The 26427-nt window shown below is 66.1% G+C and carries 24 protein-coding genes and 1 tRNA gene; 10 read left to right on the top strand and 15 right to left on the bottom strand.

Annotated elements, in window-relative coordinates; genetic code table 11:
- Positions 1–9: 9 nt before the first annotated feature.
- A complete protein-coding gene (locus tag GGR47_RS07775; protein WP_147035372.1) occupies positions 10–1101 on the bottom strand; it encodes an esterase-like activity of phytase family protein in 1092 nt (363 codons plus the stop codon).
- Between the two features lie 58 nt (positions 1102–1159).
- Positions 1160–1333, bottom strand: a complete 174-nt coding sequence (locus tag GGR47_RS07770) for a hypothetical protein (RefSeq protein WP_167509707.1) — start codon at positions 1331–1333, stop codon at positions 1160–1162.
- Positions 1334–1419: 86 nt separating this feature from the next.
- Between GGR47_RS07770 and GGR47_RS07765 the strand changes: the two genes are divergently transcribed.
- The 3 genes from GGR47_RS07765 to GGR47_RS07755 all read left to right on the top strand — a co-directional run bounded on the left by GGR47_RS07765 (position 1420) and on the right by GGR47_RS07755 (position 3089).
- Positions 1420–1761, top strand: a complete 342-nt coding sequence (locus GGR47_RS07765; protein WP_147035370.1) for an ArsR/SmtB family transcription factor — start codon at positions 1420–1422, stop codon at positions 1759–1761.
- A 264-nt stretch (positions 1762–2025) separates the two neighbouring features.
- Positions 2026–2712, top strand: coding sequence for a hypothetical protein (locus tag GGR47_RS07760; RefSeq protein ID WP_147035368.1), 687 nt, complete (start codon positions 2026–2028; stop codon positions 2710–2712).
- A 26-nt stretch (positions 2713–2738) separates the two neighbouring features.
- Positions 2739–3089 (top strand): VOC family protein, encoded by a 351-nt coding sequence (locus GGR47_RS07755; RefSeq protein WP_063686523.1) that lies wholly within the window; start codon positions 2739–2741, stop codon positions 3087–3089.
- A 370-nt stretch (positions 3090–3459) separates the two neighbouring features.
- Here GGR47_RS07755 and GGR47_RS07750 read toward each other — a convergent pair whose 3' ends face one another.
- Both GGR47_RS07750 and GGR47_RS07745 read right to left on the bottom strand, forming a co-directional pair.
- Positions 3460–3735, bottom strand: a complete 276-nt coding sequence (locus GGR47_RS07750) for a DUF3297 family protein (RefSeq protein ID WP_017980087.1) — start codon at positions 3733–3735, stop codon at positions 3460–3462.
- Between the two features lie 93 nt (positions 3736–3828).
- Complete coding sequence (locus GGR47_RS07745; RefSeq protein ID WP_017980088.1) at positions 3829–4194, bottom strand: hypothetical protein; 366 nt, start codon at positions 4192–4194, stop codon at positions 3829–3831.
- Between the two features lie 312 nt (positions 4195–4506).
- Between GGR47_RS07745 and GGR47_RS07740 the strand changes: the two genes are divergently transcribed.
- Positions 4507–6822, top strand: coding sequence for a TonB-dependent receptor (locus GGR47_RS07740; RefSeq protein WP_371859727.1), 2316 nt, complete (start codon positions 4507–4509; stop codon positions 6820–6822).
- Positions 6823–7289: 467 nt separating this feature from the next.
- Here the strand turns inward: GGR47_RS07740 and typA are convergent, their stop codons facing one another.
- Positions 7290–9131: a translational GTPase TypA gene (typA, locus tag GGR47_RS07735; protein ID WP_043060842.1), complete on the bottom strand. Its 1842-nt coding sequence runs from the start codon at positions 9129–9131 to the stop codon at positions 7290–7292.
- 138 nt (positions 9132–9269) lie between these two features.
- Positions 9270–10652 (bottom strand): outer membrane protein assembly factor BamB family protein, encoded by a 1383-nt coding sequence (locus tag GGR47_RS07730; protein ID WP_244304970.1) that lies wholly within the window; start codon positions 10650–10652, stop codon positions 9270–9272.
- A gap of 550 nt (positions 10653–11202) precedes the next feature.
- Between GGR47_RS07730 and GGR47_RS07725 the strand changes: the two genes are divergently transcribed.
- The 3 genes from GGR47_RS07725 (at position 11203) to GGR47_RS07715 (ending at position 14998) form a co-directional block, all read left to right on the top strand.
- Positions 11203–12420, top strand: a complete 1218-nt coding sequence (locus tag GGR47_RS07725; protein ID WP_043060855.1) for a toxic anion resistance protein — start codon at positions 11203–11205, stop codon at positions 12418–12420.
- Positions 12421–12427: 7 nt separating this feature from the next.
- Entirely contained in the window at positions 12428–13171 is a 744-nt protein-coding gene (locus tag GGR47_RS07720) for a hypothetical protein (protein ID WP_147035364.1), read from the top strand.
- A 66-nt stretch (positions 13172–13237) separates the two neighbouring features.
- Complete coding sequence (locus GGR47_RS07715) at positions 13238–14998, top strand: histidine kinase famiy protein (RefSeq protein ID WP_147035362.1); 1761 nt, start codon at positions 13238–13240, stop codon at positions 14996–14998.
- Positions 14999–15010: 12 nt separating this feature from the next.
- Here GGR47_RS07715 and GGR47_RS07710 read toward each other — a convergent pair.
- Positions 15011–15086: transfer RNA gene (locus GGR47_RS07710), tRNA-Val, on the bottom strand.
- Between the two features lie 270 nt (positions 15087–15356).
- A complete protein-coding gene (locus GGR47_RS07705) occupies positions 15357–16118 on the bottom strand; it encodes a Mom family adenine methylcarbamoylation protein (RefSeq protein ID WP_147035360.1) in 762 nt (253 codons plus the stop codon).
- A 406-nt stretch (positions 16119–16524) separates the two neighbouring features.
- Between GGR47_RS07705 and GGR47_RS07700 the strand changes: the two genes are divergently transcribed.
- From GGR47_RS07700 to GGR47_RS07690, 3 genes are read left to right on the top strand one after another with little or no spacing between them, the layout of a single operon-like run.
- On the top strand, positions 16525–16758 hold the full coding sequence (locus tag GGR47_RS07700; RefSeq protein ID WP_147035358.1) for a hypothetical protein: 234 nt from the start codon (positions 16525–16527) through the stop codon (positions 16756–16758).
- On the top strand, positions 16755–17012 hold the full coding sequence (locus GGR47_RS07695; RefSeq protein WP_221204683.1) for a hypothetical protein: 258 nt from the start codon (positions 16755–16757) through the stop codon (positions 17010–17012). The genes GGR47_RS07700 and GGR47_RS07695 overlap by 4 nt, the downstream gene beginning before the upstream one ends.
- Positions 17009–17281 (top strand): hypothetical protein, encoded by a 273-nt coding sequence (locus GGR47_RS07690; RefSeq protein ID WP_147035355.1) that lies wholly within the window; start codon positions 17009–17011, stop codon positions 17279–17281. Before GGR47_RS07695 ends, GGR47_RS07690 begins: the two co-directional genes overlap by 4 nt.
- 196 nt (positions 17282–17477) lie before the next feature.
- On the opposite strand, the gene GGR47_RS07685 is transcribed toward GGR47_RS07690, so the two are convergent.
- The 7 genes from GGR47_RS07685 to GGR47_RS07655 form a co-directional block, all read right to left on the bottom strand.
- Entirely contained in the window at positions 17478–17900 is a 423-nt protein-coding gene (locus GGR47_RS07685; RefSeq protein WP_147035353.1) for a hypothetical protein, read from the bottom strand.
- Positions 17897–18469 (bottom strand): lysozyme, encoded by a 573-nt coding sequence (locus tag GGR47_RS07680; RefSeq protein WP_147035351.1) that lies wholly within the window; start codon positions 18467–18469, stop codon positions 17897–17899. The genes GGR47_RS07685 and GGR47_RS07680 overlap by 4 nt, the downstream gene beginning before the upstream one ends.
- Positions 18456–18728, bottom strand: a complete 273-nt coding sequence (locus tag GGR47_RS07675; RefSeq protein ID WP_147035349.1) for a DUF7940 domain-containing protein — start codon at positions 18726–18728, stop codon at positions 18456–18458. The genes GGR47_RS07680 and GGR47_RS07675 overlap by 14 nt, the downstream gene beginning before the upstream one ends.
- A 40-nt stretch (positions 18729–18768) precedes the next feature.
- Positions 18769–19014 (bottom strand): hypothetical protein, encoded by a 246-nt coding sequence (locus GGR47_RS07670; protein ID WP_147035347.1) that lies wholly within the window; start codon positions 19012–19014, stop codon positions 18769–18771.
- Entirely contained in the window at positions 19011–19238 is a 228-nt protein-coding gene (locus GGR47_RS07665; protein ID WP_147035346.1) for a hypothetical protein, read from the bottom strand. Before GGR47_RS07665 ends, GGR47_RS07670 begins: the two co-directional genes overlap by 4 nt.
- Positions 19239–19345: 107 nt before the next feature.
- Positions 19346–21271: a hypothetical protein gene (locus GGR47_RS07660; protein ID WP_147035344.1), complete on the bottom strand. Its 1926-nt coding sequence runs from the start codon at positions 21269–21271 to the stop codon at positions 19346–19348.
- Between the two features lie 19 nt (positions 21272–21290).
- Positions 21291–26408: a hypothetical protein gene (locus tag GGR47_RS07655; RefSeq protein WP_147035343.1), complete on the bottom strand. Its 5118-nt coding sequence runs from the start codon at positions 26406–26408 to the stop codon at positions 21291–21293.
- Positions 26409–26427: the final 19 nt, after the last annotated feature.

Genomic DNA, 26427 nt, shown 5'->3' with positions numbered 1-26427 from the left:
ACGGACCCGCTACCGCAGCGGGTCCGCCCCCGGCCAGGCGAAGGTGAGGAACTGCGTCGTCTCCTCCGGATTGAAATTGTCGTCCGCCACCAGGATCAGCGTGCGCCGCCCGTCCGGCAGGCGCGGGCCCCACGCCATCCCCTCCAGATTGTCGATCAGCACCCCGTCATACCGGCCGGGCAGGTCGAGCAGCACCTCACGCGTCATCGGCACCGCGGCACAGCGCGGCAGCGCCGGGCACGACAGCACGTCGGTCGTATCGTCGGCGATCCGCGACAGCACGATCCGCGCGCGCACGCCCTGCCGCATGTCGAACGGCGCGACGCGTTCGATCGACAGAAAACGCCGGTCGTCGATCGCCAGCAATTCCGACACGCTGTAACGCGCATCCGGCACGTCATAGACATATTGGCGCAGCGGCCGCCCGGTCCGCGGATCGAAGCGCGTCAGGCGATGGAGCGCGGGCCCGTTCGCCGCCCCATCCTCATATGCCGGCACCTCGTTGATCGCGAACACGCCGCCCTTGGGCGCGACCGCCAGCCCCTCCAGCACGCCGTTCGAAGCCGCCCCGCGTGTGCGATTGTCCGCGTAGAGATAGGCCGACAGCAAATCGAACTGCCGCAGCACACGCCCGGCCGCGTTGCTTTCATAGATCGCCGGCTGCACCCGCAGCGCCGGGTCCTCGCTCCACGTGCCCTCGGACGACCACAGGATATGCCCGTTCGCCAGATGCCGGATGCTTTCGGGATCGACGACCGCGCGGTCGATCGGGAAGCGCGCGCCCCGCACGTCGCGCAGCGGTGTCTGGCGTTCGACCCGCACCGTCATCGCGCGATGCGCCGGATCGAGCCCGATCGATAACTGATAGAATCGCGGCGGGCGGCCATCGCCCTTGTCATCCGATATCGCGAGATACTGGTCGCCGCGCAGCCGATCGAGCCCCGACAGTCCGCCGATCGTGATCCCGTCGAACCGGCTGTCGAACGGAATCTGCGTCGTGCCGATCAGCTCCAGGCCCGGCTCGCTGGCGACCGCCGGCCCGGCCGACAGCATCAGCGCGCCCGCCACCATCGCCATCACGGCCCGCCCTGCCCGGTTCATGTCTGCCTCCGACGCTCGTCCATTTACACGGGCCATCGCACCCGACGTCCCGGGCCAATCATGCCGCCGCATTTTGACGGTTTTGCGTCCACCGGCCGCCGTCTTCGCCGCTGAGGCAAGGCGGCCTGCGTCGATCGGGCACGCGCCACAATGCGGTCATCACCACGGTCAAGGATGCGCGCCACAAATCGATGGCAACGATGGCGTTGCCTAACCAGCGTACGTCGATCATAAGCAACCCAAGGGTTGCCACCATCGCAACCGTTTGGTTGCCCTGTCGGCACCCTGACGGTTGCCTGGGCAACCGGGAGGTTGCCGATGTCCGTCCCGCCGTCCGTCGCCAAGCCCGTGCAGGCCGCGCGGCTGTTCGCCATTCTCGGCGATCCCACGCGGCTGCTGCTGCTCGTGACCCTACGCAGCGGCGTCGCCCGTCCGATTGCCCGGTTGGCGACCCATGCGGGAATGACCCGCCAAGCCGTCACCAAACATCTGCACCTGCTCGAACAGGCGGGGCTCGTCACCCGGACCAGCGCGGGGCGTGAAACCCACTATCGCTATGTACCAGGAACGCTCGACGTCGCACGCCAATATCTGGACGCGATCGCCGGCCGATGGGATGCCATGGCCCCACCGACGGAGCCCAACGTACCAGATCGGTAATCCTGCGCAACCCTCTTGCGTCTCACTCCAATGACCACCAGCGCCAATATGGTTAACGGGTGTGTGGCCATGATCGGACCCGCCCACCCCTCGCGGACTTTGCCACTGCGGGCAAGGCTGCCCCTATCGCCACCGCCAGCGCACCGCCCAAGCGAACCACAACCACCCCCGCCATCACGCGCCCCGCTCACCAACGACGTTCAGCAACGCGCAAGATTTCACCGCGCAGATTGCCCGCGCCTCGCCCGCGAAGGATGCATGCTTATGCCGCTGCTCGCCCTGCTCCTGCTCGCCGCCTCCAGCCCCGCCGCGCCCCCGCTGCCGGCCACGATCGACCTCACCCGCCCCTTCGCCACCCGCACCCCGTGGCGCCTCGCCGCGACGCAGGGGCCCGCCATCCCCGATCCGATCCTCGGCGACGGCACCGTCCCCGGCGCGGTCCGCCTGTGCCTCGGTCATCCCGGTGGCGCCTGCCAGCCCGATGCCGCGCGCCTGCTCACCCCAGCCGGCGGCGCCGATCCCTATGCCGAGGCGCACGACCTGCTCGCCGCGCGCATCGTCCACCCTCGCGACCATGCCCCGCTGCTGCTGCTCCGTGTCGGCAGCCTGCACGGCGCCAACGGCGACCAGCGGATCGCCACCGCACTGTTCGCCTACGACCGGACCGCCGACCGCTTCACCCCCGTCTTCACGCACCAGACCGGCCGCAACAACAATCAGGAGGTGCGCTATATCGACGCCGGCCCGCTCGCCGGCGACGTCATCGTCGCAGAGCCGACCCGCACCGCCCCCTTCGCCTATTGGGTCACCGTCAGCGCGCCCGGCACCGGCGCGCACCCCTATCGACAGCTGCTCCGCTATCGCAGTAGCGTGCGCTACGGCGACGGCGATCCCCGCCCGGTCATCGATGCGGAGATGCCGGCGACCCTGCGGCATCTGCCGAAGCGATAAGCCGTCCCCGCAGGAGGCTGATCCCGATGTCCCATCATGTCGTCGCCATCGTGCCGAGCAGCGATCTCGCCGCCAGCACCGCCTTCTACGCCAGGCTCGGCTTCACCCTCGCGTCCGACTGGGGCGAATATCGTATTCTGGAGGATGGCCGCGGCTGGCACCTTCACCTGCGCCACGCGCCCGGTTGGCCGGCAAACGTCGAGGACAATCCCTTCGGCCTTTACCTCTATGTCGACGACGTTGACGCGATCGCCGACCGGGTGCGCGAGCTCATCATCCTGCCCGACACGCCCCACGCCACCCCCTGGGGCACCTACGAATTCGCCGTCAGCGATCCCACCGGCGTCCTCGTCCGCATCGGCCGCGTTTTGGGCTGACGCGGCGCCGCGTCGATCCACCCGCCCCAAACGAATCGTCACCCCGGACTTGGTCCGGGGTCCACTCCTCCACGCAATCGAGAGCTTCGGCTCCTGCGGGCCGGTGGATGCCGGAACACGTCCGGCATGACGGGGAGGCTTTTTCCGTAGCTCCCGCTTCAACTCGGTTCGATCCGCCTACCCCAAAGCGTCACCCAGCGCAGGCTGGGGCCTTTCGCGGCTCCTGATGCGCCCTGACCGAACGATCTCAGCCTGCGGCTGACGCTTGGGCACAGCAGCCGCCCTTCACACCGTCACGCCCAGCGCCCAGCAAAAAGGGCGCACCGGTTCCCCGCCACGCCCTCACGTTCAGCCAGTCGCGATCGGGGGCTTACCCCTCGGCGCTATCCTCAGCCTCGCCGCCCGGCGCGGGGCGTTCGAACCACGCCTCCACCTCGCCGGTCAGCTTGATCGTCAGCGGGCGGCCGTGGCGATCGACCTTCTTGCCCAGCGCGACGCGAATCCAGCCGGCGGCGCGGTCATATTCCTCGACGTCGTGACGCTGCTTGCCCTTGAAGCGGATACCGATGCCGCGCTCCAGCGCGGGCTGGTCGAAATACGGGCTCGACGGGTCGGTCGACAGGCGATCGGGGGGCGTATCGGTCATCCGCGCGCGCTTAACGCCAATGGCGCGCGCCCGCCACGAAAAAGCGCCGCGGGCATCGCTGCCCACGCCGCCTTCCCGACGAAACCGCTGCTATCAGTAGCCGTAGCCATATCCGTAGGACGGATAATTGTAGTTATAGTAGCGCTCGCGCACCACGACCCGCGGCGGGGGCGGAGGCGGCGCATAATAGCGGTCTTCATACACGACGCGCGGCGGGGGCGGCGGCGCATCGTAGTAATAGCCGCGATCGTAATAGCGCGGACGGTTGCTGCTCGCGATCGCCGCACCGATGCCCAGGCCCAGCACGCCGCCCAGCAGCGCACCGGCAACGGCATCGCCGCCACCACGATTATAGTGACGATAGCCGCCCCAGCGCTGCGCATCGGCCGGCGCGGCGGCGGTCAGCGCGGTGGCGGCGAGCGCCACACCCAATCCTGCCTTCTTCAAAAACCCGTTCATGACGAACCTCCTCACTGACGACGTCCGGGTTGGGCCAAACGCACAACGGTCCGAGCGTGTTGCCTGTGCTCTAGGTGATTCGGGCTGAACCGAGCCGGAATGCGGCGTTCATCCGGGGTTTACCGTCCACCCGGACACATATGTTCACGAAGACGACACAATCCGCGCTTAGTCGCGCGACAGCCGCAGGGGGCGCCATCCGATACGACGGGCATTCGCGAACGGGATCACCCGCGCGCCTGCCGCGCGAACATGGTCCCCTCGCGCCAGACCATAAAGGGGAATTTCGTGACGTCTCGCCTGTTCAAGACCATGCTGCTGCTCGGCGCCGCCGGCCTCGCGGCGCCCGCTTTCGCCCAGACGGCGCCTGCGCCCGTTCCCGCCCCGGCCGATGCCGCGCCGCAGGCCGACACCGGCGATCTCGGCGACATCGTCGTCACCGCCGAACGCCGGGCCGAAAACCTCCAACGCGTGCCGATCTCGGTCGCCGTCGTCGGCGGGCCGGAACTGCGCAATCTCCAGTCGGGCGGCGAAGACATTCTCGCGCTATCGGGCCGCGTCCCGGGCCTCTATGCCGAAACCACGACGGGCCGCATCTTCCCCCGCTTTTATATCCGCGGTTTGGGCAACATAGATTTTTATTTGGGCGCCAGCCAGCCAGTTTCCATCATCCAGGACGATGTTGTTCTGGAGCATGTCGTCCTGAAGTCGAATCCTGTGTTCGACGTACAGCAGGTCGAAGTCTTGCGCGGTCCGCAGGGGTCCTTGTTCGGTCGTAACACGACCGCCGGTATCATTAAGTTCGACACGATCAAGCCTTCGCAGACCTGGCAGGGCCGCGTGTCGGCGTCGGCCGGCAGCCTCGGCACCTTCACCTATGACGCCGGCGTCGGCGGTCCGATCGTGGCTGACAAGGTCGCCGTCCGCCTGTCGGGCCTGATGCAGCATCGCAACGACTGGGTCGACAACACCTTTGCGGGCTACAGCGCCGACAGCACGCGCACGCCGCAGAAGAACGCGATGGGCGGCTTCACCGAAAAGGACGTGCGCCTCCAGGTGCTGCTGACGCCGACCGACGCTTTCTCGGTCAACGTCTCGGGCCATGCGCGCGGTTATCACGGCACCTCGACAATCTTCCACCGCGCCGCGTTGAAGAAGGGCTCGAACTCGGTTTCGGCCGAACCGCGCGACCACATCGCGCTCGACGAAGGCAACGACAACCCGCAGGATTACGACACCTACGGCACGTCGGTGAACGCCGCCTATGACTTCGGGCCGGTCACGCTCACCTCGATCAGCGCGTATGAGACGACCTCGGGCTACAGCCGCGGCGACACCGATGGCGGCGCGGCGGTGAACTATCCGGTCAACGGCCGTCCCAACGGCTACGGGCAGAGCCAGGGCAACATCCGCGCGCTCGGCCAGTACACGCAGGAAGTCCGCCTCGCGTCGGCCGCAGGCCAGCGTTTCACCTGGCAGGTCGGTGGATTCTACTTCAACCAGAAGGACACCACGGAGTTCTACCAACGGTCCTACTTCCTGACCGGTCCGGATGCCCTTGGAAACACGCGCAATCCCAACAACTGGGTGCGTCTGCGCGACGTCAACACCAGCTGGGCGGCCTTCGGTCAGGCCAGCTTCAAGGTGACGCCGGACTTCACCATCACCGGCGGCGCACGCTATACCGAGGACCTCAAAAAGACCGCGCTCGTAAAGCCGGTCTTCAACGCCGCGGGCACCGCCAGCCTGTTCCCCGCGACCGCCCCGACGTCGGTGCGCCTCGAGGGCAAGGAGCCGAGCTGGGACGTCTCGGCGCTCTACGCGATCGACGGCCAGAACAGCGTCTACGCCCGCGTCGCGCGCGGCTTCCGCGGTCCGACGATCCAGGGTCGCTCGGCCGTGTTCAACTCGCCGTTCACCACCGCGAACAGCGAAACGATCACCTCGTGGGAAGTCGGATCGAAGGGCCTGTTCCTCGACGGGCGCCTGCGCGTCAATTCGTCGCTGTTCACCTATGTCGTCAACGACATCCAGCTGAACGGCAATGACGTGAACGGCAACGGCGTGCTGTTCAATGCCGACAAGGCCCGCGCCTATGGCGTCGAGATTGACAGCGAATTCCGCCCGATCCCGAACCTGACGCTGACCCTCGGCGCCAGTGCGCTCGCCTCGAAGATCCGCGACAAGCGCGTCTATGCGCAGGTCTGCATCCTCAACGGCGTGGTCGTATGCACCGTGCAGAATCCGACGATCAAGGTCGGCGCCAACACCTTCGCGGCGGTCGACGGCAACCCGCTGCCCAACGCCCCGCGCTGGAACCTCGACGCCACCGCGCGCTACGACGTGCCGCTGTCGAACGGCGGCAAGCTGTTCGCCGCGACCGACTGGAACATCCAGGGTTATACGAATTTCGTGCTCTACAAGACCGCGGAATTCTATTCGAAGGGCAATTTCGAAGGCGGCCTGAAGATCGGCTACACGACGCCGGACGACAATTACGAAGTCGCCGCCTTCGCCCGCAACATCACCAACGAAAAGAACCTGAAGGGCGTGATCGAAAACTACATGGCCGCGGTGTTCAACGAACCGCGCATCATCGGCGTCTCGGTCAGCGGCCGCTTCAAGTAAGCAATTTTCCCTGACCTAAAGCAGGGGCGGCACCACAAGGCGCCGCCCCTTTTTTTGCGCCCCGTCGTCGCCCCAACCACACCGTCACCCCGGACTCGTTCCGGGGTCCACCGGGACGCCAGGGGGCGGCAAGAGGCGCAAAACGCCCCTCGCTGCAGAGTACCCGTCCGGGATGACGGGGAGGTCAAGACACCTTCCACCCGCCTCATCGGCGAGCGCCCACGCCCGCCAAGCGATCGCCACCGACGGCATGAGGCGGCACGTCGCCACTTCTTGCCCCCTCCCCCGTCACCCCCGGGCTTGACCCGGGGTCCCGCTTCTTCTTCTCCGCCCCGCCAAAAAGCGGGACCCCGGGTCAAGCCGGGGGTGACGAGGAGGGCGAGATCACCGGCCCGCCGCACAGCACACAAAAAAAGAGGGCGCCCGATCGCTCGGACGCCCCCTTCTCAAACCCAAACCCGAAAGCGTTACGCCGCCATCTTGGCCCGCGACGCCTTCTTGCGCTCGTGCGGATCCAGGTGGCGCTTGCGCAGGCGGATCGACTTCGGCGTCACCTCGACCATCTCGTCGTCGTCGATGTACGCGATCGCCTGTTCCAGCGTCATCTTCTTCGGCGGCGTCAGGCGGATCGCATCGTCCTTGCCGCCCGATGCGCGGAAGTTCGTCAGCTGCTTCGCCTTCATCGGATTGACCTCCAGGTCATCCGTCTTGGCGTTCTCGCCGATGATCATGCCTTCGTACAGCGCCTCGCCATGGCCGACGAACAGGATGCCGCGATCCTCGAGCGGGCCGAGCGCGTAGCTGTTCGCTTCGCCAGCCCCGTTCGAGATCAGCACACCGTTCTTGCGGCCTTCGATCTGGCCCTTGTGCGGACCATAACGCTCGAACAGCCGGTTCATGATGCCGGTGCCGCGCGTGTCCGACAGGAACTCGCCGTGGTAGCCGATCATGCCGCGCGAGGGCGCGGAGAAGGTGATGCGCGTCTTGCCGCCGGTCGACGGACGCATGTCGGTCAGCTCGGCCTTCCGCAGGTTCATCTTCTCGACGACGGTGCCCGAATGCTCCTCGTCCACGTCGATGATGACGGTTTCGTACGGCTCGGTCTTCTTGCCGTCCTCATCCTCGCCGAACAGCACGCGCGGGCGGCTGATGCCCAGCTCGAAGCCCTCGCGGCGCATCGTCTCGATCAGCACACCCAGCTGAAGTTCGCCGCGGCCGGCGACTTCGAAGCTGTCGCGATCGGCGGCTTCGGTCACCTTCACCGCGACGTTCGATTCCGCCTCGCGGAACAGGCGGTCGCGGATCATGCGGCTCGTCACCTTGCTGCCCTCGCGACCCGCCATCGGCGAATCGTTCACCGCAAAGCGCATCGACAGCGTCGGCGGATCGATCGGCTGCGCGTGCAGCGGCTCGCTGACGGTCGTGTCGGCGATCGTGTTGGCGACCGTCGCGACGGTCAGGCCGGCGAGGCTGATGATGTCGCCCGCGCTCGCTTCGTCGACCGGCACGCGATCGAGCCCGCGGAACGACAGGATCTTGGACGCGCGGCCGGTCTCGATGATGTTGCCGTCATTGTCGAGCGCATGAATCGGCTGGTTGGTCTTCACCGTGCCCGAATTGACGCGACCCGTCAGGATGCGGCCCAGGAAGTTGTCACGGTCGAGCAGCGTCACCAGGAAGGTGAACGGCGCGTCCTTGTCCAGGTTGGGCGGCGGCACGTGGTTGACGATCGTCTCGAACATCGGGATCAGCGTGCCCTCACGCGCGTCCATGTCGGTCGAGGCATAGCCGTTGCGGCCCGAGGCATAGAGCACCGGGAAATCGAGCTGCTCGTCGTTCGCGTCCAGCGACACGAACAGGTCGAACACCTCGTCCAGCACCTCTTGGATACGCGCGTCGGGACGGTCGACCTTGTTGACGACGACGATCGGCTTCAGGCCCAGCGCCAGCGCCTTGCCGGTCACGAACTTCGTCTGCGGCATCGCGCCTTCCGACGAATCCACCAGCAGCACGACGCCGTCGACCATGGAGAGAATACGTTCGACCTCACCACCGAAGTCGGCGTGGCCCGGCGTATCGACGATGTTGATGCGCACGGTCTCGCCGCCACCGGGAGGCGCCCAGTCGACCGAGGTCGGCTTGGCGAGAATCGTGATCCCGCGCTCCTTTTCGAGGTCGTTCGAATCCATCGCGCGCTCTTCGACACGCTGGTTGTCGCGGAAGGTGCCGGACTGGCGGAAGAGCTGATCGACCAGCGTCGTCTTGCCGTGATCGACGTGCGCGATGATCGCCACGTTGCGGAGGCTCATGGGAATTCCTGATCTATAGGGTATCGCGGGCGCCCATAGCCGAAATGTTGCGTCGCGGGAAGGGGGGCGGGGGCGGGGATGGATGACGGAGTGATCCTTGCGCCGATCATCGCCCCCCGCCGCCGTACGAGCCGAAACCTATCTGAGCTTCACCGCGTGCAGACCCGTCTTGGTGGAAATGATCAGATACCCATCCGGCGTGATGGCCAGGTTGCCGCCGAATGCCGTTGTCCAAGTAGGCGCCGGATTACCGCCATTCAGATCTACGGCGAACGTCGTTGCCGCATTCGCGACGAACAGATGGCTGTCGGTGACGATCACATTGCTGGTCAGGTTACCGCTGCCGCCCACGTTGATCGAGCTCGTGACCAAGCCGGTGAGCACATCGATCACGTCGACCATCGTGCTGGAGGACCGGACAGCATAGATTTTACCACCCCGGACTGCAGGCTGTCCAGTATAGCTATAACTGGTACGCCACATTGGCTTGGCGGCATTGAGGGCGAAACCGATAAGCGGCAACGATTTACCGAACATATAATTGTCTGCATAGGTAAATACGTGGCCATTACCGTCCAGCATCGGAGCGCCGTCATATTCCCCGAAGTAACTTATGTAATTTTGCGAAAAGAACGGGTTTTGAATGCTTTGCAGAAGATTTCCATCCCGACCTAGGATCGAAAGCGACCCAACGCGGAAAAAGTAGACGTATTTTTGATCGACGGCGACACTCTCCCCCTGCATGACATAGCCGCCATACTGCGTACTGTCCAAGTTACGCCAGATTTTGTCTCCCGTGGCGGCGTTCGCGGCGAACACGACGTTGCCATAATACCCTGATGTGAAAAACAATTCATCTCCAACGGGCGTTACGACGCTACCGTTACTGAATTGTGCATCGTACGTTACCGTACTGACGTAACCACCGTTCGAAGCATTGATCACCTGAAACGGTGCGGCAGATGATGTGTTATTCGGCGCCATCGATATTACGCGACCATTCGCGTAGGCTGGACCGAATGGCATCGTATTTGGGTAAACATTGTTTCCGCCAAGATCGAAACCCCACAGCGACGCGCCGCTCGTGGTCGATACGGCCTGCGTGTAGATGTGGCCGTCCGCCTGCAGCACATTGTAGAATACGCTTCCCGCCCGTGCCGCGACATCGCTAGGAGGTTTGGGGGTCGTAATCGTCCAGGCGTCGGCGAATTTTGCGGCTGTATAGCTCCCGGCAACATAACCCGTATGTCCCGGGTCACCCTGCAGGGTCGACCAATTGCCATCGCTGGGGATGGGGGAGGAGATCGGCAGCGTTGCCGATGTCGGCGTCGGGGTTGGAGTCGGCGCTGGAGTGGGCGTGGGCGTAGGAGCGGGTGTCGGCGTCGGGGTGGGCGCCGGCGTAGGGGCTGGCGAGGGAGCCGGTGTAACGCTCACCGCCCCACCCGCGCTTGATCCATCGCTACCGCCGCATGCGGTCACCAAAGCGAGCAGGGGAAGCAACCCCAATTTCGAATATTTCATATATCCCCCGATAATGACCATTCGAGTGAAGGGTCTTCGCAACATTACCAGCCGAAAATGGATCGACAAGCATTCGACAACGTCGGTCGACGGTTTTACTATCGAGAGCTTTTGGCTCGCGCGCGCTTGCAATATTTATCGGCTCGTTGTTGATAATAATGCTAAAGTCCTCCCTTGGGCCTTCAACGGGGGTGAGCCGCCGGATCGGGCGCGATCGTTCCAAAGGGGCGCATGGCCGCCATATGCTTCGATCGTCACCGACGACCACGTGGACGCCAACCTCCCACCGTATCGCAACCCCGCTGTCCTACACGCCCCCAATCCGCTATACCGCCGCCATGGCCACGCCCACCCTCGCCCTGCCCTCCGTCGGCAGGCGCAGCACAGGTGGCGTTTCCGGACGTAACGTACCGTCCACTTCGTCCACTTCCGCGACCCGAATCACCCCCGGCATCGAGCACAAGCGTATTATTCCAATGACACACTTGAACCCCGCCCCCGCAACCGGCACATTGCGGGGCAACGGGCCGATGCCCGCTGGAGGACGATGATGGCGACGAGCGCCGATACCTTGAGCGCACCTACGCAACCGGGGCTGGTGCTGACCCCGCCCGATCCCGTGCCGACCGTGCAGGCCGAGCGCGCCGCCGGGCTCGTGCCGATCGACGACGCCAAGAAGACGCAGCTCGAAACCCGCGTCGACACCTTCGTCCGCGATCTCGTCGCCGAGGACGTCAACAGCCCTGAATTCGGCAAGCGCGTCGATGCGATCACCGCGATGGGCGCGAAGGAAATCCGCGAGGCGGCGGGCCAGTCGAACCGCTTTCTCGATCGCCCGATCCGCGCGATGGACAAGGAAAGCGGCGTCGGTGCCGATCTCGCGCAGCTACGCCGGGTGATCGAAGACCTCGATCCCGGCCGCAAGGGCGCGCTCAGCGGCCCCAAGAAGATTTTCGGCATCATCCCCTTCGGATCGAAGATGCGCGACTATTTCGAAAGCTATCAGTCGTCGCAGACGCACATCAGCGCGATCCTGAAGAACCTTGCGTCGGGCAAGGACGAGCTGCTGATGGACAATGCCGCGATCGATACCGAGCGCGCCAATCTGTGGGGCGCGATGGGGCGGCTCGAGCAGATGATCCACCTCAGCAAGGCGATGGACGCCAAGCTGGAGGAGACGGCGGCCGATCTCGACCACACCGATCCCGCCAAGGCGAAGGCGATCCGCGAAACCGCACTGTTCTACACGCGCCAGCGTACGCAAGACCTGCTGACGCAGATGGCAGTGACGGTGCAGGGCTATCTGGCGCTCGACCTCGTCAAGAAGAACAACGTCGAACTGGTGAAGGGCGTCGATCGCGCCAGCACCACGACCGTCTCGGCGCTGCGCACCGCGGTGACGGTGGCGCAAGCGCTGACCAACCAGAAACTGGTGCTGGAATCGATCACCCAGCTCAACACGACGACTGCCAACATCATCGATTCGACTGGCAAACTGCTGCGCAGCAACACCGCCGCGATCCACGAACAGGCCGCCGCCTCGACCATCCCGCTGGAAACGCTGCAACGCGCCTTCCAGAATATCTACGACACGATGGATGCGATCGACACGTTCAAGATCAAGGCGCTCGATTCGATGAAGACCACCGTCACGGCGCTTGGCAGCGAGGTGGAGAAGTCGAAGGGCTATATCGCGCGGGCCGAAGGCGCCGCGCAGGGCGCGCTGAAGGGTCCGTCGACCGACAGCTATCGCCTGGAGTCGCTGTGAGACTGGCATGACCGAGGTCGACGAACAGATCGCCCGCGCCCGCGCGACAATGGCCCGGATCAGCGAGGACTATCGCGGGCCGGTCGCCGAAAAGCTCGGCACCGTGTATCGCGCGCACGGCAAGCGGCTGAAGCGCAAGGCGGTCGGTGTCGGCACGCGCTTCGCGATCATCTGCGCGGTCAACGCGATCATCCTGATCGCCGCCGCGGTGGCGGGGATGGTCGTGCCGCTCGGCCTGTTCGGCGGGCTCGCCGTGCTGCTGCTGATGGCGGCGGTGACGATCGCCATCGCCATCGCGCCTGCCGCCCGCGCGCCGAGTGAAAAGGTGCTGCGCGAAACCGACATCAAGACGTTGCCCGCCAAGACCGAACGCTGGCTCGATGCGCAGCGCCCGATGCTGCCCGCGCCGGCACGCGGGCTGGTCGACCAGATCGGCGTCCGTCTCGAAACGCTGTCGGCGCAGCTCGGCCGGCTCGACGGCCGCGAGGAAGAGGCCTATGAGGTCCGCCGCTTGATCGGCGAACAGCTGCCCGCCTTCGTCACCGATTATGCGCGCGTTCCCGAACCGCTGCGCCGCGTCGAGCGCAACGGCCGCACGCCCGACGCCGAACTCGTCGCCGGCCTCAAGCTGATCGAGCAGGAAATCGCCGACATGACCGCGCGGCTGGCACAGAGCGACCTCGACAGCCTGTCGACGCGCGGCCGCTATCTAGAGATCAAATATCGCGACGAGGGTGGCGATCGACCATGATCGGTGGAATAAACCAGTCACGGTCGCGAGTTGCCTGTTGGGGCCGACTGGGCCATGCCCGAATCCATGGCTGATGACTCCCAGCACCCCACTGAACGCACCGCGTCCGACGCGCCATTGATCGGACAGGCGACCGGGGTCCCCTCCGCCGGCACGATCGACAGCGGTCACGACGACCCGATCGGCCGCCCGGGCCTGCATCACTGGCGCGAAAGCACGATCACGCGCCCCGGCCTCGACGATCGCGGCAACGTCTTCTTCGCCGCGATCGAGATGACGCGGATGCCGATGATCCTGACCGATCCCAATCAGGACGACAATCCGATTGCCTTCGCCAATAAGGCGTTCCTCGACCTGACGGGGTATGAGGAAGCCGAGGTGCTGGGCCGCAACTGCCGCTTCCTGCAGGGGTCGCAGACCGATCGCGGCGCCGTCGCCGAACTGCGCGAGGCGATCGAGGCCCGCCAGTCGATCGCGCTCGAACTGCTCAACTACCGCCGCGACGGCTCGCCGTTCTGGAACGCGGTGTTCATCGGCCCGGTTTACGACGTCGAGGGCAACCTCCTCTATTTCTTCGCCAGCCAGCTCGACGTCACGCGCCGCCGCAACGTCGAACAGAGCTATCGCCAGGCGCAGAAGATGGAATCGATCGGCCAGCTCACCGCCGGCCTAGCCCACGATTTCAACAACCTGCTGCAGGTGGTGAACGGCAATCTCGACCTGCTGTCCGCCGTCACCGACAGTGACAAGGCCAAGCGCTACGTCGCCGCGGCGCAGTCGGCCGCCGAACGCGGTGCCAAGCTCACCCGCCAGTTGCTCGCCTTCGCCCGCAAGACGCGGCTGGAACCGCGCGCGATCGATCTCAGCCACCTCGTCACCGAATTCAGCGAGGTGATCGAAAGCTCGGTGTCGAAATACGTCGACCTGCACCTCAGCCTGCGCCGCGGGCTGCCGCACGTCGTCGTCGATCCTGATCAGCTCGAAATGGCGCTGCTCAACATCGTCAACAACGCCCGCGACGCCATGCCCAATGGCGGCGAGGTGACGATCGGCACGCGCCGCTTGTCGCTCACCCCCGAAACCGCACGCGAACTGGCGCCCGGCGACTATGTCGTGCTCGAGGTGAAGGACGAAGGCACGGGCATGCCGCCCGAGGTGCTGGAACGCGCGGTTGAACCGTTCTTCACCACCAAGGGCGTCGGTCAGGGCACGGGCCTCGGCCTCGCCATGGCCAGCGGCTTCCTGCGCCAGTCCGGCGGCCGCCTCGACATCGAGAGCGAAGACGGTCGCGGCACCAGCGTCATGATGATCTTCCCCGTCGCGCGCCCCTCCGAAGAGGCGGGCACGTCCGATGCCAGCGTCGACGCGCTAAACGCGGCACCGGCGCAGCCGCGTGGCTATGTCGAACATGTGCTGATCGTCGAGGATAATGACGAAGTGCTGGCGGTGGCGAGCGAGATCCTTACGAGCGCGGGCTATCGCGTCACCACCGCGATTAGCGGCGAACAGGGCCTCAAGACCTTCGACAAGGTTCACCCCGACAATCATATCGACCTGCTGTTCACCGATCTGGTGATGCCGGGGGGCATGAACGGTCTGATGCTGGCCGATGCGGTGATGGAGCGCGATCCCAGCGTCTCTGTGCTGCTGACCACCGGCTACAACGAGGAACTGGTCGTCAACGGACCCCGCAAACGCGCCACCGACGTGCTCAGCAAGCCCTATCGGCGCACCGAATTGCTCGATCGGGTGCGTCAGGCGCTCAACCGGCGCGGCAGCGGCGGTCCGCGGCGAACGCCATCGGACTTCGGGGCGGCACAGGCCTGATCATCGGGGTGATGGTGGGCGCTGACGGGCTCGAACCGCCGACCCTCTCGGTGTAAACGAGATGCTCTACCAACTGAGCTAAGCGCCCCCTCTCGGGAGACCCGCGTAATACCGCCATTTTTGGCCGGGGCAAGCGCCCGTTTCGCGGAACCGACGAGACCAAAAAGGAAACGTCCGGAGCCGAGAGTCCCGAACTATTCCCGAACTGGATTTTGGTCGGCGACCTCTACGCCGGCCGCGAGATTGAGGCTTGCAGTTGCCGCCTGGATCATTCAGCAGAACGGCAATGCGGCCCGTCCATCGGACGAGCGCGGTTCCCCCGCGCGCGAGGACGGTGCGACCCCGTCGGGCCGCTCCATCATTCCCCTTCCCGATAATCAGGCTTCGGAAACGGCAACACCGGGTGACGGCATCCGCGGGCGAACCGTGGCTTGAGGAAGCGCAGATAGCGGAATTGGCGCAGTTCGTGGCGTATCGCGCGATCCTTGTTCGACAGTAGGTGCGATGCCCGCGGGGACTGCGCCCGGCGGCCCCCGGCCGTCATCAGCGTGTTGTGGTAAAAGTCGCCATCCAGCTCCCAAAAAATGCCGATATGCTCCCCATGATAGGTGAAGCCGGCTGCCTGATAGACGGTGCCGAACAATCCGCAGCGCTCGTCGGCGAACGACTGAATCCACTTCACCGCGGGTTTCAGCCGCCGGATCAGCCGGATCGACGCCGCCAGTGCTCGGCTTTCGCTGTTCCGGGGCGCGGCGTCATCGAGCCACATGCGGTTGAGTTCGAGGTACTCCGTCATCCCAGTGCCGGCGACGACGCTGTCGGCCGACGCGGGGTTCATGGCGAACCCGTATTGCAGCACGCCCTGCAGCTGCCCCCCGATCCAGACGCCCAGGTGCAGCGTCGAGCCGCGATAGACCCGCGCGCTATAGTGTCGGTCGATAATGATCGCGTCGGCTCGATCGCGATCAAGCAAGGCGACGAAGAACGCATGTTCGCCGAAGCCCACGACCTCGCGATGACCGAACAGATCGGCGGCCGCGCTCAAAAGATAGCCGGCGGATTCACCGGCCACACCCCCGACAAACGATGTCGGGGCAACGTGATAAGGATTCGACTCCATGATGTTTGACGCTCATTGGAGCCCCGCCTGTTGCGCAGGTGCGGGGCGTTGCGGCTAGGCCAGCCGCGCGTGACGGGCTCTTATCCCGTTGGTTGCCGTGTTGACGCACGGCACCCCCGCTCGGCCATCGGCCTGCGGACGTGTTCGAAGTGTTCAGGTGCCGTGAACCGGCGGATGGTATAGCCGGCGAATGGCCCGCCGCCCGTCATCCTCGCGCGCTCGACGCCATATCGACCCCCCGCCCGCGCCGAGGCGCCCGCCTCCACCCCCGCCGCGCACCGGCGTTTGGGCACGTTTACGGCGCTGGTGGCGAATACTGACGACGGGATTCTGACGGGTTCGACCTAGCGGAACAAACGCGGAACGATTATCTTATTGCGCATACGATTCGCAGGAGGATCAGACGATGGCGACAGCATATATCGACGACGCCGACCGCCAGCCGTTCGGCGCATGGTTGGTCAAACAGACCGGCGCGCGCGGGTTCGTCGCGCAGCTTGCCGACAGCGCCGCTAAGGATCGCAGCTTTCCCCGCACCGGCACAGTCGAGGACGCCCGCAAGTGGCTACAGGCGCAGCGCGCCAGCGGCGACGACTGGGAAGCCCTTGAGGATGCCGAAAGCGCGTGGCTGGCGTCATGAGGGCCGGAACCGCAACGCCGCGCGGCGGCACGCCCGACCCGCGCGCAGCTTTGGCAAAGGTGATCGAGGCCGGACCCGACAGTTATGCCGCGTTGTCGCGCATGATCGGCCGGCCGGCGGGCTACCTGCGCCGCTTCGTCGTCGACGGCGTGCCGCTCGCATTGCGTCAGGATGAGCACAGGCGCCTCGCCGAATTTTTCGGCCTGCCCGAGCGCGCGCTCGGCATCCGCGATCTCTGGGCGCACGCGTCATGAGACGGATCACACGCGAGGAACTGCGCACGAATATCTGGGTCGCGCTGTCTGTGTTGAAGCCATACCAGGCGCGGGCGCTCAGTCTTAACGTCGATCGCATCCGCAACGAGGTCACTGACGACCTGGTGCAGCGGATCATGGGCACAGTCGATAGCGAGACCGTGATGTTGCGCCCCGACATGGTCGGTTCAGCCCACTCTCCGTCTCATGGCAAATGGGGTGTGGACGAACCGCACCCCCACCCCGATCTGGTCAGCCGCTCAGGGTGACGCCGACGGGCAGCCGGTCGGAGCTTTGCCCGTCGCGAGAAGCCCCGCAGTGCATCTGCGCTCCAGAGCGACACCAATCGACCGGCGATTACCACGCTCAACGGCCCCCACCGCCTCAGCAAAGCGCGTGATGATCTCGGTGAGGATCGCGACGTCGATCGTGACGAGCTGCCCGACGGGCTTCGCCGTCAGGGGGTCAAGATGCTCCGTTTTCACCAGTTCGGGAGATAGCGCCGGGATCCTCGGCCGCTCGGTTCGCGCGATCGATGCCGGCGTTGAGGCTGTTTTGCAGGCGGTCGACAGGAGCGGCAGGAACAGGATCGCCAGCAGCAGCGGGCGGGACAGCTTCGATCGCATCGCGCAGGTCCTTTATCGTGGCCTTCACGGCCTGAGTGGAGAGGTCATCGGCCCGGGCCACCCGGCGGCCGATGGAATCGGAAACGGCAGCCGCGGCCCGTTCGTCGGCCCGCGCCTCGGCGGCACGCGCGGAATGCTGTCGCTCGACGCCTTGCGTCACCTGCGCCGCGCCCGTTCGTTCGCCGCTGCGGTGGATCGCCCATACGATGGCCAGCAGCACCGCGACGGCGACGCCCGCCGCGATCAGACGCGCCCGGATCACGCCGCCAGCCCCTGCACGCATATCGCCTGCTCGCGGGCGCGACGCTTGACGAGGCCGCCGATCACGCGTCCGCCTGCCTTGTTGAACAAGGGGAAGCGGTCGCAGCCGGCGCGCCACTGCCCGGCATTCCACAGCCGTGCGATGCTCGACTTGCACACACCTGTGGCCCCAATGTTGTAGGACAGCGACACCGCCGCGACGACCTGGTTGGTCCGCCCCCTCAATGCCGGGATACACCCGATGATCGGTTCAGCGTGCGCGATAAGCTCCTGTTCGAGCATGGCGTCGCACTGGGCCGGCGTGAACCGCATGCCGAGCCGGACACCCTTGGTGATGCCGTCGCAGGCGGTCGGCACCTTCACGATATCGAGATAGGCGTCGAGGTATTGCCGGCCGGCGACGTGGCGGACGGTGATGGACTGGTCGGGATTAACCGTCGCCGCCACCTGTCGCCCGCTTTCCTCTTTCGGCACGAACATGAACAGCGCAGCGGCGGCCGCGGCAGACCCGACGACGCCGGCAAGCGTCTTCTTCGACGGCGGGCGCCGAACCGGATCAGGCGTTGCCATCGGCCGCCCCCTCGATCTTTGCCGCCGCCTTGGGCTGGGGGATCAGCCTAGCAAGCAGCGTGGCGGCGAACAGGATGACCGGCACCCCCTTCAACACCTGTTCGGGCAGCAGCGCCCGCACGTCCGCCGGCAGGGCGTTCCACGCCTGCAACAACGCATCCGGCGTCAGCGCCGCCCACGTCATCAGCACCGCGCCGAACGCGGACAGCCGCACGGACCAGAGGCGCCAGGCATGGCGCCACCCGTCGATCAGTTTCATCACTGTCTCCTTTAACGGCGGCAGCCGGCCGCCCGCGGTTCTAGGGCCGCCCCCGCCGGAAAGGCCGGCGTAGACGGCGAAGCTTCGCACTCTCGACGGCGGCATCGGCAGACACCGCCAAGCGATCCAGCCGCTGCTCCGGCGGGGGCGGCGGGAAGGCGCTACGGAGCGCCGGCTCAATCAATTCGGTTCGCACCCAGCGCCGGTTGGCTAGCACGCGTTCGAACGGCCCGATCGCCAGCGCCAGCGCGCCGATCAGCATGACGATCAGCCCGCCATCGATCACGGCACCTTCTCCGGTTTCGGAGGCGCCATCATTTCAAGCTTCACCTCGATTCGGGCGAGGCGAAGGTCGAGCTGCTGCAACATCTCTGTGCGGGTCTTCGCATCGGTACGGGCGTCGGTTTCCAGCTGGTCGAGCCGGCGGCCGTGATCCTTCAGCTGATTGATGTAACCACCGCTCGCCAGCACGACGCCGGCAATCACGATGATAAGCGAAATCACGGGCACGAAGGGTGCCCACCAAGGGGGCGGGTTCGGTGCGCCTGTCACGACCGTGGCGCCCCGCCCGCGCGATCACGGGCGGCAGGAATGCTGTTCGTCATGTGGGCGGTCCCTTACCCGTGCTGCACGTCGATCCAGGGGCGGCCGTCGCGGATCGCCCAGACGGCTCCGAGGCGGCGCATGTAGAGCGGCAGCGTCATGTCGGTTTCGCGCACGGCGGTGACGCCGATGCCGGCGCCGCGGGCAACCGCGACGAGATAGACCGCCACGCCATCGCCCAACGCCGCTTCGCACGCCGCGAGCGTGTCCGGGTCGACGTTGACCGGCACCTGCCCCGAGAAGGCGATGCGGTCGACCGTCTGACGGGCGGCTTCCAGCTCGGCCTCCCAGGCGGTCAGCGCTTCGCCATGCGCGGCGAGCGCGACGGCATGCGCCGCCTCGGCCGCGTCGACCGCGGTGCGATATGCCGCCTGCGCGTCACGATAGGCGGCAAGGTCCGCCTGATACTGGTCGACGGCCGCGGCATAGGCGACCTGCGCCTTGGCGGCTTCGACCTGGGCGTCAGCCGCCGCCTGCGCCATGGCGATCGTGGCGTTCCGGTCGTTGAGGAACGCGGCGAGCCGCAGCAGATAGGCCTCGTCGTCCTCGCCATCGGCGCGGACCGGCTGCACCGGCACCTCGATCACCGGCGGCACGAATGCGGCGGGCTCGACCGGCTTGGTCGGCTCGGCCGGGCCATCATAGGCCGGGGCGGCATACAGAGGCGCCTCGGGACGAGGACCGAGGTGCGCCGCCCAGGTGTCACCGCCGACGAGGTTGGGATCGGTCGATTTGACGACATAGCGGCGCGCGTCCGCCCAAGTGCGGGTAAGCTGGCCGTTGCTGTCGATGCCGCAGACGTCCCCCTTCAGGATCGTGCCGCAAGCCAGCGACTTGCGGACATATTCGGCATAGTCGGCTCCGCTGGCATTGATCGTGCCGGAAGCGCTGATCGAGCGGCCGGTCGTCGAATTCATCCACAGCTTCAACGCGCTCGCAGCACCATTGAAGCCAGTCGCATCGCAACCGAAGAACGTTCCGCAGTTTACGATGTTGAGGATTGCGCCGCCAATGCCGCTTGCCTTTTGAAACGTGTGCGCAGTTCCGCTGCTGACCCCGGCTAGGAGATTCCCGGTCGCGTCGAAGCGTCCCCACTCCGTGACGGTCCCTGCAAGGTTGTCGCTGCCGAAGATCAGCGGCTGATTGTTGGAATAGGCGAGCACCTGAGAGGCGCCGTCGCTGCGAACGCCGATGCGCGTCATGCCGGTCGGGTTGCCGATCATCGCATAACAGGGGACGCCGCTGGCCTCATTGGCGTGCAGCTTTGCTGCCGGCGTAGCGGTGCCGATGCCAACCGCCCCGGACTGGCCGACACGCAATCGCTCTTGCGACCCGGTCGCGATGACAACCGCGCCGTAGCCTGCAACAACCGTCGCGGGCGAGCCGCCCAGATTGACCCCGAAGGTCACACCGTAATTGGCGACGCTGTTTCCCAGGTAATCGAAGCGATCTGCGGGCGCAAAGCCGATCGAACTTGAGCCAGGCAACCCGAGTCCACCGCTCGTGACGCTTACCCGCTCGACGCCTCCGGTGATCAGCAAAAGCGTATTCGCCTGGGAGCGAGCGATACCCGTGTCCTGATCGGCCGCGAAGCGAATGCCGGGCGCGGCCAGCGTGCCATCCGGGAACATGCCCTGCCCGATGGTGTCGAGGATCCCGCCGAAGGTGTTCTTGAACCCGGCGAAGGCCAGCGCGAGGTCGCGTGCGAAGCTCTGCGTCGGCGCGATCCCATAGGCCTGCCCGGCGCCTGACGCACTTTGATACGGCGGCTTGATCGAGATCTGCGTCGCCGACGTGACGACGTCGACCTCGTACACCTTCAGGTCGGGCCCGACGAAGATTTCGCCCACCTGCGTGTTCGAAACGAAGTCGGTGTTCGTGCCAGTGACGATGGCGCCGCCATTCGTCACCGCAACCGTGCCGGCGCGATACCATGACATTGTCGATGTCCTTTCGGGGTTATTCTTCGGTCTGGATGAGCGAGATGACTTGCGCCTGGCTGTCGAAGCTTGGCGCGGAGGCGGGGCCGGGACCCAGCGTGCGGGTGGCCAAGACGACGCGGTACACGACGCTCGTCCCGCCGAAGTTGTCGTTGACGGTGACGGCTCCGCCCATGTCTTCCTCGTAGCGCGCAGGGTTCGAGGATCCGCCGTAGGCGGTGGCCGTCCATTTGCCGCCGACGTTGAGTTCGCCGATCTGCGTCGAGCCGCGATAGATGAGGAGCTGAGCGCTGATCGTCCCGTTGCCGGCAGCCTGAGCGCGCGGAATCTCCGCTACCCGCGACCAATTGTAGCTGACGACGACGCGGCGCGATCGGCCGTTGCTGCCGAACACGCCGCTATCGAGCACGGCGTTGAACGCAGTATCGGTGGTCTGCACCGCGTTCTTGATGACGCCGGCAGCCAAGCCCCCGCCGAAATAGGCGATGCCGGTCAGCGTCTTGTACGTCACGCCGTTCGCCCGCGAACATTGGCTGATCGCCATGGTCGGCCCGAACCACTCGATGAGGTCGCTGTCCTTGCCGAAGCCGAGGCCCTGCACCTGCATGAAGCTGCCGGTGTTGAGGACGATCCGGCCCGTACCCATGCGCAGATCGGTGTTGATGAGGTTGAGCGTGCCCGGGCCAGCATCGGACCCGATCAGCTGGAAGCCCGTAAGGTTGCCGTTGGCATCGATCGTGACCGTGTAGCGCCCTTCGATAACGCCAAGCCGATCGACGACCGTCTCGATCGATTGCTCGACGCCGACGCCACCAATGCCATCCAGGCGCGCCGTCACCTGCTGGACCGCCTGCGCGTTCGCGTTGTCCCGCGTCACGCTGGCTTGCCGCTCGGCCGCGATCGAGGCGTGCGCGGCCGCAAGGCCATCGTCAGGATCGTGGATCTCGACCGCAAGCCGGTCGACGTCGATCCCGAGCGCATTGTCGCGCTGGAGGCTGAGTTCGCGCTCGCGATCGATCCGCCCGGATACGGCCGGCAGGCCGGAAGGCCCGTCAAACACGTCGCCCCGCAGCTGCGCGATATCGGTGACGCGCGCGCTGTCCGCATCGGCCGCAGCCTTGCGATCGGCCGCGATGGTCGCGCCCGAGATCGGCTTACCGGTCGTCGGATCGAGCAGCTGCGCATCCATCAGGTCGAGCCGCTCGACCGTCACGCGGTTTTGCTCAGCGGTGAGGTCCTCCAGCGCGATGATGCGCGCGCGGGTCGCCGCAAGCCCCGTCGCCGCGTCGTTGAACGCTGCTTCGAGCGCGTCCTGCCGAGAGGTGAACGCCTTCTGCGCGTCGGCGACCGCCTTGGAGGTGCTGACGATCGCCGCCTCGGCGAGGCCCATGCGGGCGAGCAGCGCCTGCCGCGCAGTCGCTTCCGACAGCTCGCCGGCGATCAGCCTCGTCGTGAACTCCGTCTGGATCTGCACCAGCTGCGCCGCGCGGGTCTGTCCGGCAATCTCGCCGGCCGCCATGGAGCGCAGCAGCGCCTCGGCGTCGGTGTCCGCCGCGGCAGTCACCTGACGAATTGTCATTTGCGTACCGGCGATGCCGCCGGCGCTGTCGATCAGAGCGCGGTCGATCCGGCCGATCGCGGCGACCTGGTCGTCCAGCACCACGCCCTGCGCGTCGATCCGTTCGGTCTGCACCTTGTCGGCAGCGACCTGCGCTGCCTTGTTGGCGATGATCGTCGCCATCGCAGCAGCCAGCCCGGTGTTGGGATCGTCCAGCTCGGCGCGCAGCTCTTCGAATTGCTCGACGAGCGCGGAATTGCGATCTGCCGCCGTCTTCAGGCCCTCGCTCAACTGCGCGCGGGTAGCGGGCAGGCCTGTCAGCGCGTCGTTCACGATCGCGTCGACGCTATCGATGCGCTCGCCGAGCGCCGCGTCGGCCTCCGCGCTGCCGCGTTCGACCGCGTTGATCCGCACCTGCGTCGCAGCCTGCCCCGACACCGGGTCGGCATAGGCGAGTTCGAGCGCATTAATCCGGCTGCCGTAGGCGCCGGTTGTATCCGCCAGCACCTTCGACGTCGTGACTATCGCCGCCTCGGCAGCGCCCATGCGCGCCAGGATCGCCTGCTGCGCGATCGCCGATGCCGCCTTGTCGGCTATGAGCGTCGTCGTGAAGTCGGTCTGAATCTGGACCAGCTGCGCCGCACGGGTCTGCGCCGACGTCTCGCCGGCCGCCAGTGCCCGCAGTAGCGCCTCGTCGCTTTCACCGGCCGCACCACGCATCTGACGGATCGTCATCTGCGCGCCCGCGATGCCACCGGCGGCATCGATGCGCGCTTCGTCGAGGCGGCCGATCGCGGCCGTCTGTCCGTCGAGCACCAGGCCCTGTGCCGTCAGCTGCCGCGTCAGCGCCGCGTCGCGCGTGACGCTCGCCTCGGCCTCCGTCAGCGCCAGAGCGCTGGCGGCGTCGACCTTCGCCGACAACGCGGTGCGCGCGACCGCGGCAGCCGAGAAGCCGTCGTCCATCCGGGTCGACAGTTCCTGCCGCGCCTGCGCGAGCTGGCTGACCTGGTATTTGGCGGCCGTCTCACCCGACAGCAGCGAGCGCAGCATTGCATCGGCCGAGCCATCGGCGGCACCGCGCGCCTGGCGGACGCTGACAACGAGGCCGGCGGTGTCGGGCAGCGCGGTCAACGTCTGCTCGATCTCCGACGTCCGCAAGCCGATCTGATCGACGACGTCGGCGTTCGCCTTCAGCGCGATCACGCCCTTCATCGCATCGATGTCGATCTCGGCGGTGCGGGTGCGGGCGGCGAGCGCGGTCAGCTCGGCGACGGACGCCTTCAACGTGACCGCGGCGTTAAGGCCGTCGATCGCGCTTTCCGCCTGCGTGAGGCGGGCGATGATCGGCTCCAGCTCGGCGACCTGCCCCGGATCGAGCACCGCAAGGGCGATCTGCTCTTGGACGAAATTGACCGAGGCCTTGGTGGCGACGAGGCCCTTCACGCCATCGATCGCGACTTCGGCGCTGGCGGTCCGATCCTTCAGCTGGTCGACGGCATAGATACGAACCTGACCGGTCGCGGGATCGACGACGATGCCGGCATCACGCAGCACGTCACGCGTGCGAGCGCTTTCCAGCAGCGTCCGCAACAGGCCTTCCTCGATTCGGCCGATGGACTCGTCGACCTGACGCTGCGCGGCGTCCTGATCGGCAACGGCGCCGCCCAGATCGGCGAGAGCCTCGGCCGTCTTCGCGTCGGCGTCCTTCAGCGCGGAGATATCGCTCGCACTGTCGTCCACTCGGCCCGTGAGCGCGCTCAACGCCGCATCCGCCTCGACGCTGGCATCCTTCAGCGCGGAAACGTCGGTCTCGATCGGACCGAACCGCGTCTCGATCGGCACGATCCGATCGAGCTTCGCTACCGCTTCCTTCACTGTGCTGTCGCCGAACGGAGAATTCGGATCGGCGCTATTCGTGGCGTAGTCTTCCGGCTTGCCCTCGCCGACGATGGCCGGCCATTCGGCCGTCTTGCCGGCGTCATCGATAGCCTGCACGAGCGGCAGCAGCAGCGGATCGAACCTGTTGGGCTCAGCGGCCTGCACGGCCGCCGTCTCCGACTGGTCCCATGCATAGATGTCAGCGTGCTCCTCGACGAGGACGAGCGGCACGACGCCGGTTGGATCGATCAGACCCTCGGCGACCCGGAACAGCTTCCTATCGAAGCCAAGCGCTGAGAACGTCAGGCGCACGATGTCACCGTCCTTCACCGCCCAGCCGCGCGCGTTGAACTCAGCACCGAATGCGCCGGGATACTGCATGCGCTGCAGGCGCTGCTTGGCTAGCCGCTGCGCCTGCGATGGCGATTGGACTAAACCGAGATCCACGCTGTCGATGCGGTCGATCCCGTCGAGTGACGCGAGCCGTACCGCCGGAAAGTCGACCAGCTGGTATAGCGCAGACGGATCCACGTAGCGACCGCGCACGAGGTTCTTGCGATCGTTCAGGTTGTTGCCGGCCGTCCAGGTGAAGTCACCGAGGACATCGTCGTCGGTGAAGTCGACCACCGGCGTGGCGAGGTCGTTGTGCAGAATCTGGAGCGAGAACCGACCAGTGCTGTCGCGCAGCTTGGCGTTCATGCACGCCTCGAAGCCCGCGATGACCTGCGGCGGATCGTCGCCTTCGGAGAAGGTGCCGTCGCAGCGGTAGCGCGGCTCAATCGATCCATCGGCCCGCGTCACAGGCTCGTCGCAGAGGTTAGCCGCCGTGATGAAGCTGTCGAGGTCGATACGGTCGACCGGGATGCCGCGACCGACCGCCAGCGTCCAAGTGCCCGTCTGCGGGTTCTGTATGCGCCAGCCCACGAGGTAGAACAGCAACGCGAGGGCGGGATTGCGGCCGACCTCATATCCTTGCGGCGCCCACGCCCATGTCGACTGATCACTGACGCGCACAGCGCCGCTGCCACCGGCAGTGCTGTCGAAGCGAGGATCCGGCAGCCGCGCTCCCTTGCCTACCACGGTTACGCGGGACGTGATCGACGAGGCGAACGGGCTGGTCGCCTTCTTGCCGTTTCCGGTAACCTTGAACTGCAGATAAAGGGTCGCGCAGCCCGCGAACGAGGCGTTTACACCCCAGCGCCCCGACCAGCCCGCGGCGAAGGCCAAGCCGGATGTCGCCTGCGGACGGGGTTGGACGACTAGGTAGCCCGCGAACGGCGCGGCCACCCCGCCGGCCGACGACCAAGCGAGCTTGTCGTCCAGCCAGATCTCGTCAATCGATTCGCACCAGTGCGAGGCGACGACGAAGACCTGACTGCAGTATTCCTGGTTGGCACCCCACCATTCCTGGTAGCGCAGGTCCGTGTTGAGCGCCGTTCGGCCGAAGGCGATCTTCCGCGGCGTGTCGGTGACGAGGCTCGCATTTAGGCGGTCCATGGTCGAGGTCGAGGCCTCCGGCCGCTTGATAAGTGCCTGCCCGACCGCCTGCAGCGCGGTGCCGGCGAGCAGCAGCGTCGAAGCGCTGACGCCGAAGAACGAGACTGAACCCGCAAGCGCAGGCGCGGCAATGGCCCCGATACCGGTCGCCGCAAGCGCGACGGCGCCCACGACGACGCCGACCGTGGCAATAACCTTACCCAAGTTCGTTCCCCCTAGTTTT

Source organism: Sphingomonas aquatilis (assembly GCF_014196115.1).
In the GTDB taxonomy this organism is placed as follows: domain Bacteria; phylum Pseudomonadota; class Alphaproteobacteria; order Sphingomonadales; family Sphingomonadaceae; genus Sphingomonas; species Sphingomonas aquatilis.
The sequence above is the reverse complement of the archived record's forward strand: the minus strand, read 5'-3'. Positions and strand labels throughout refer to the sequence as shown.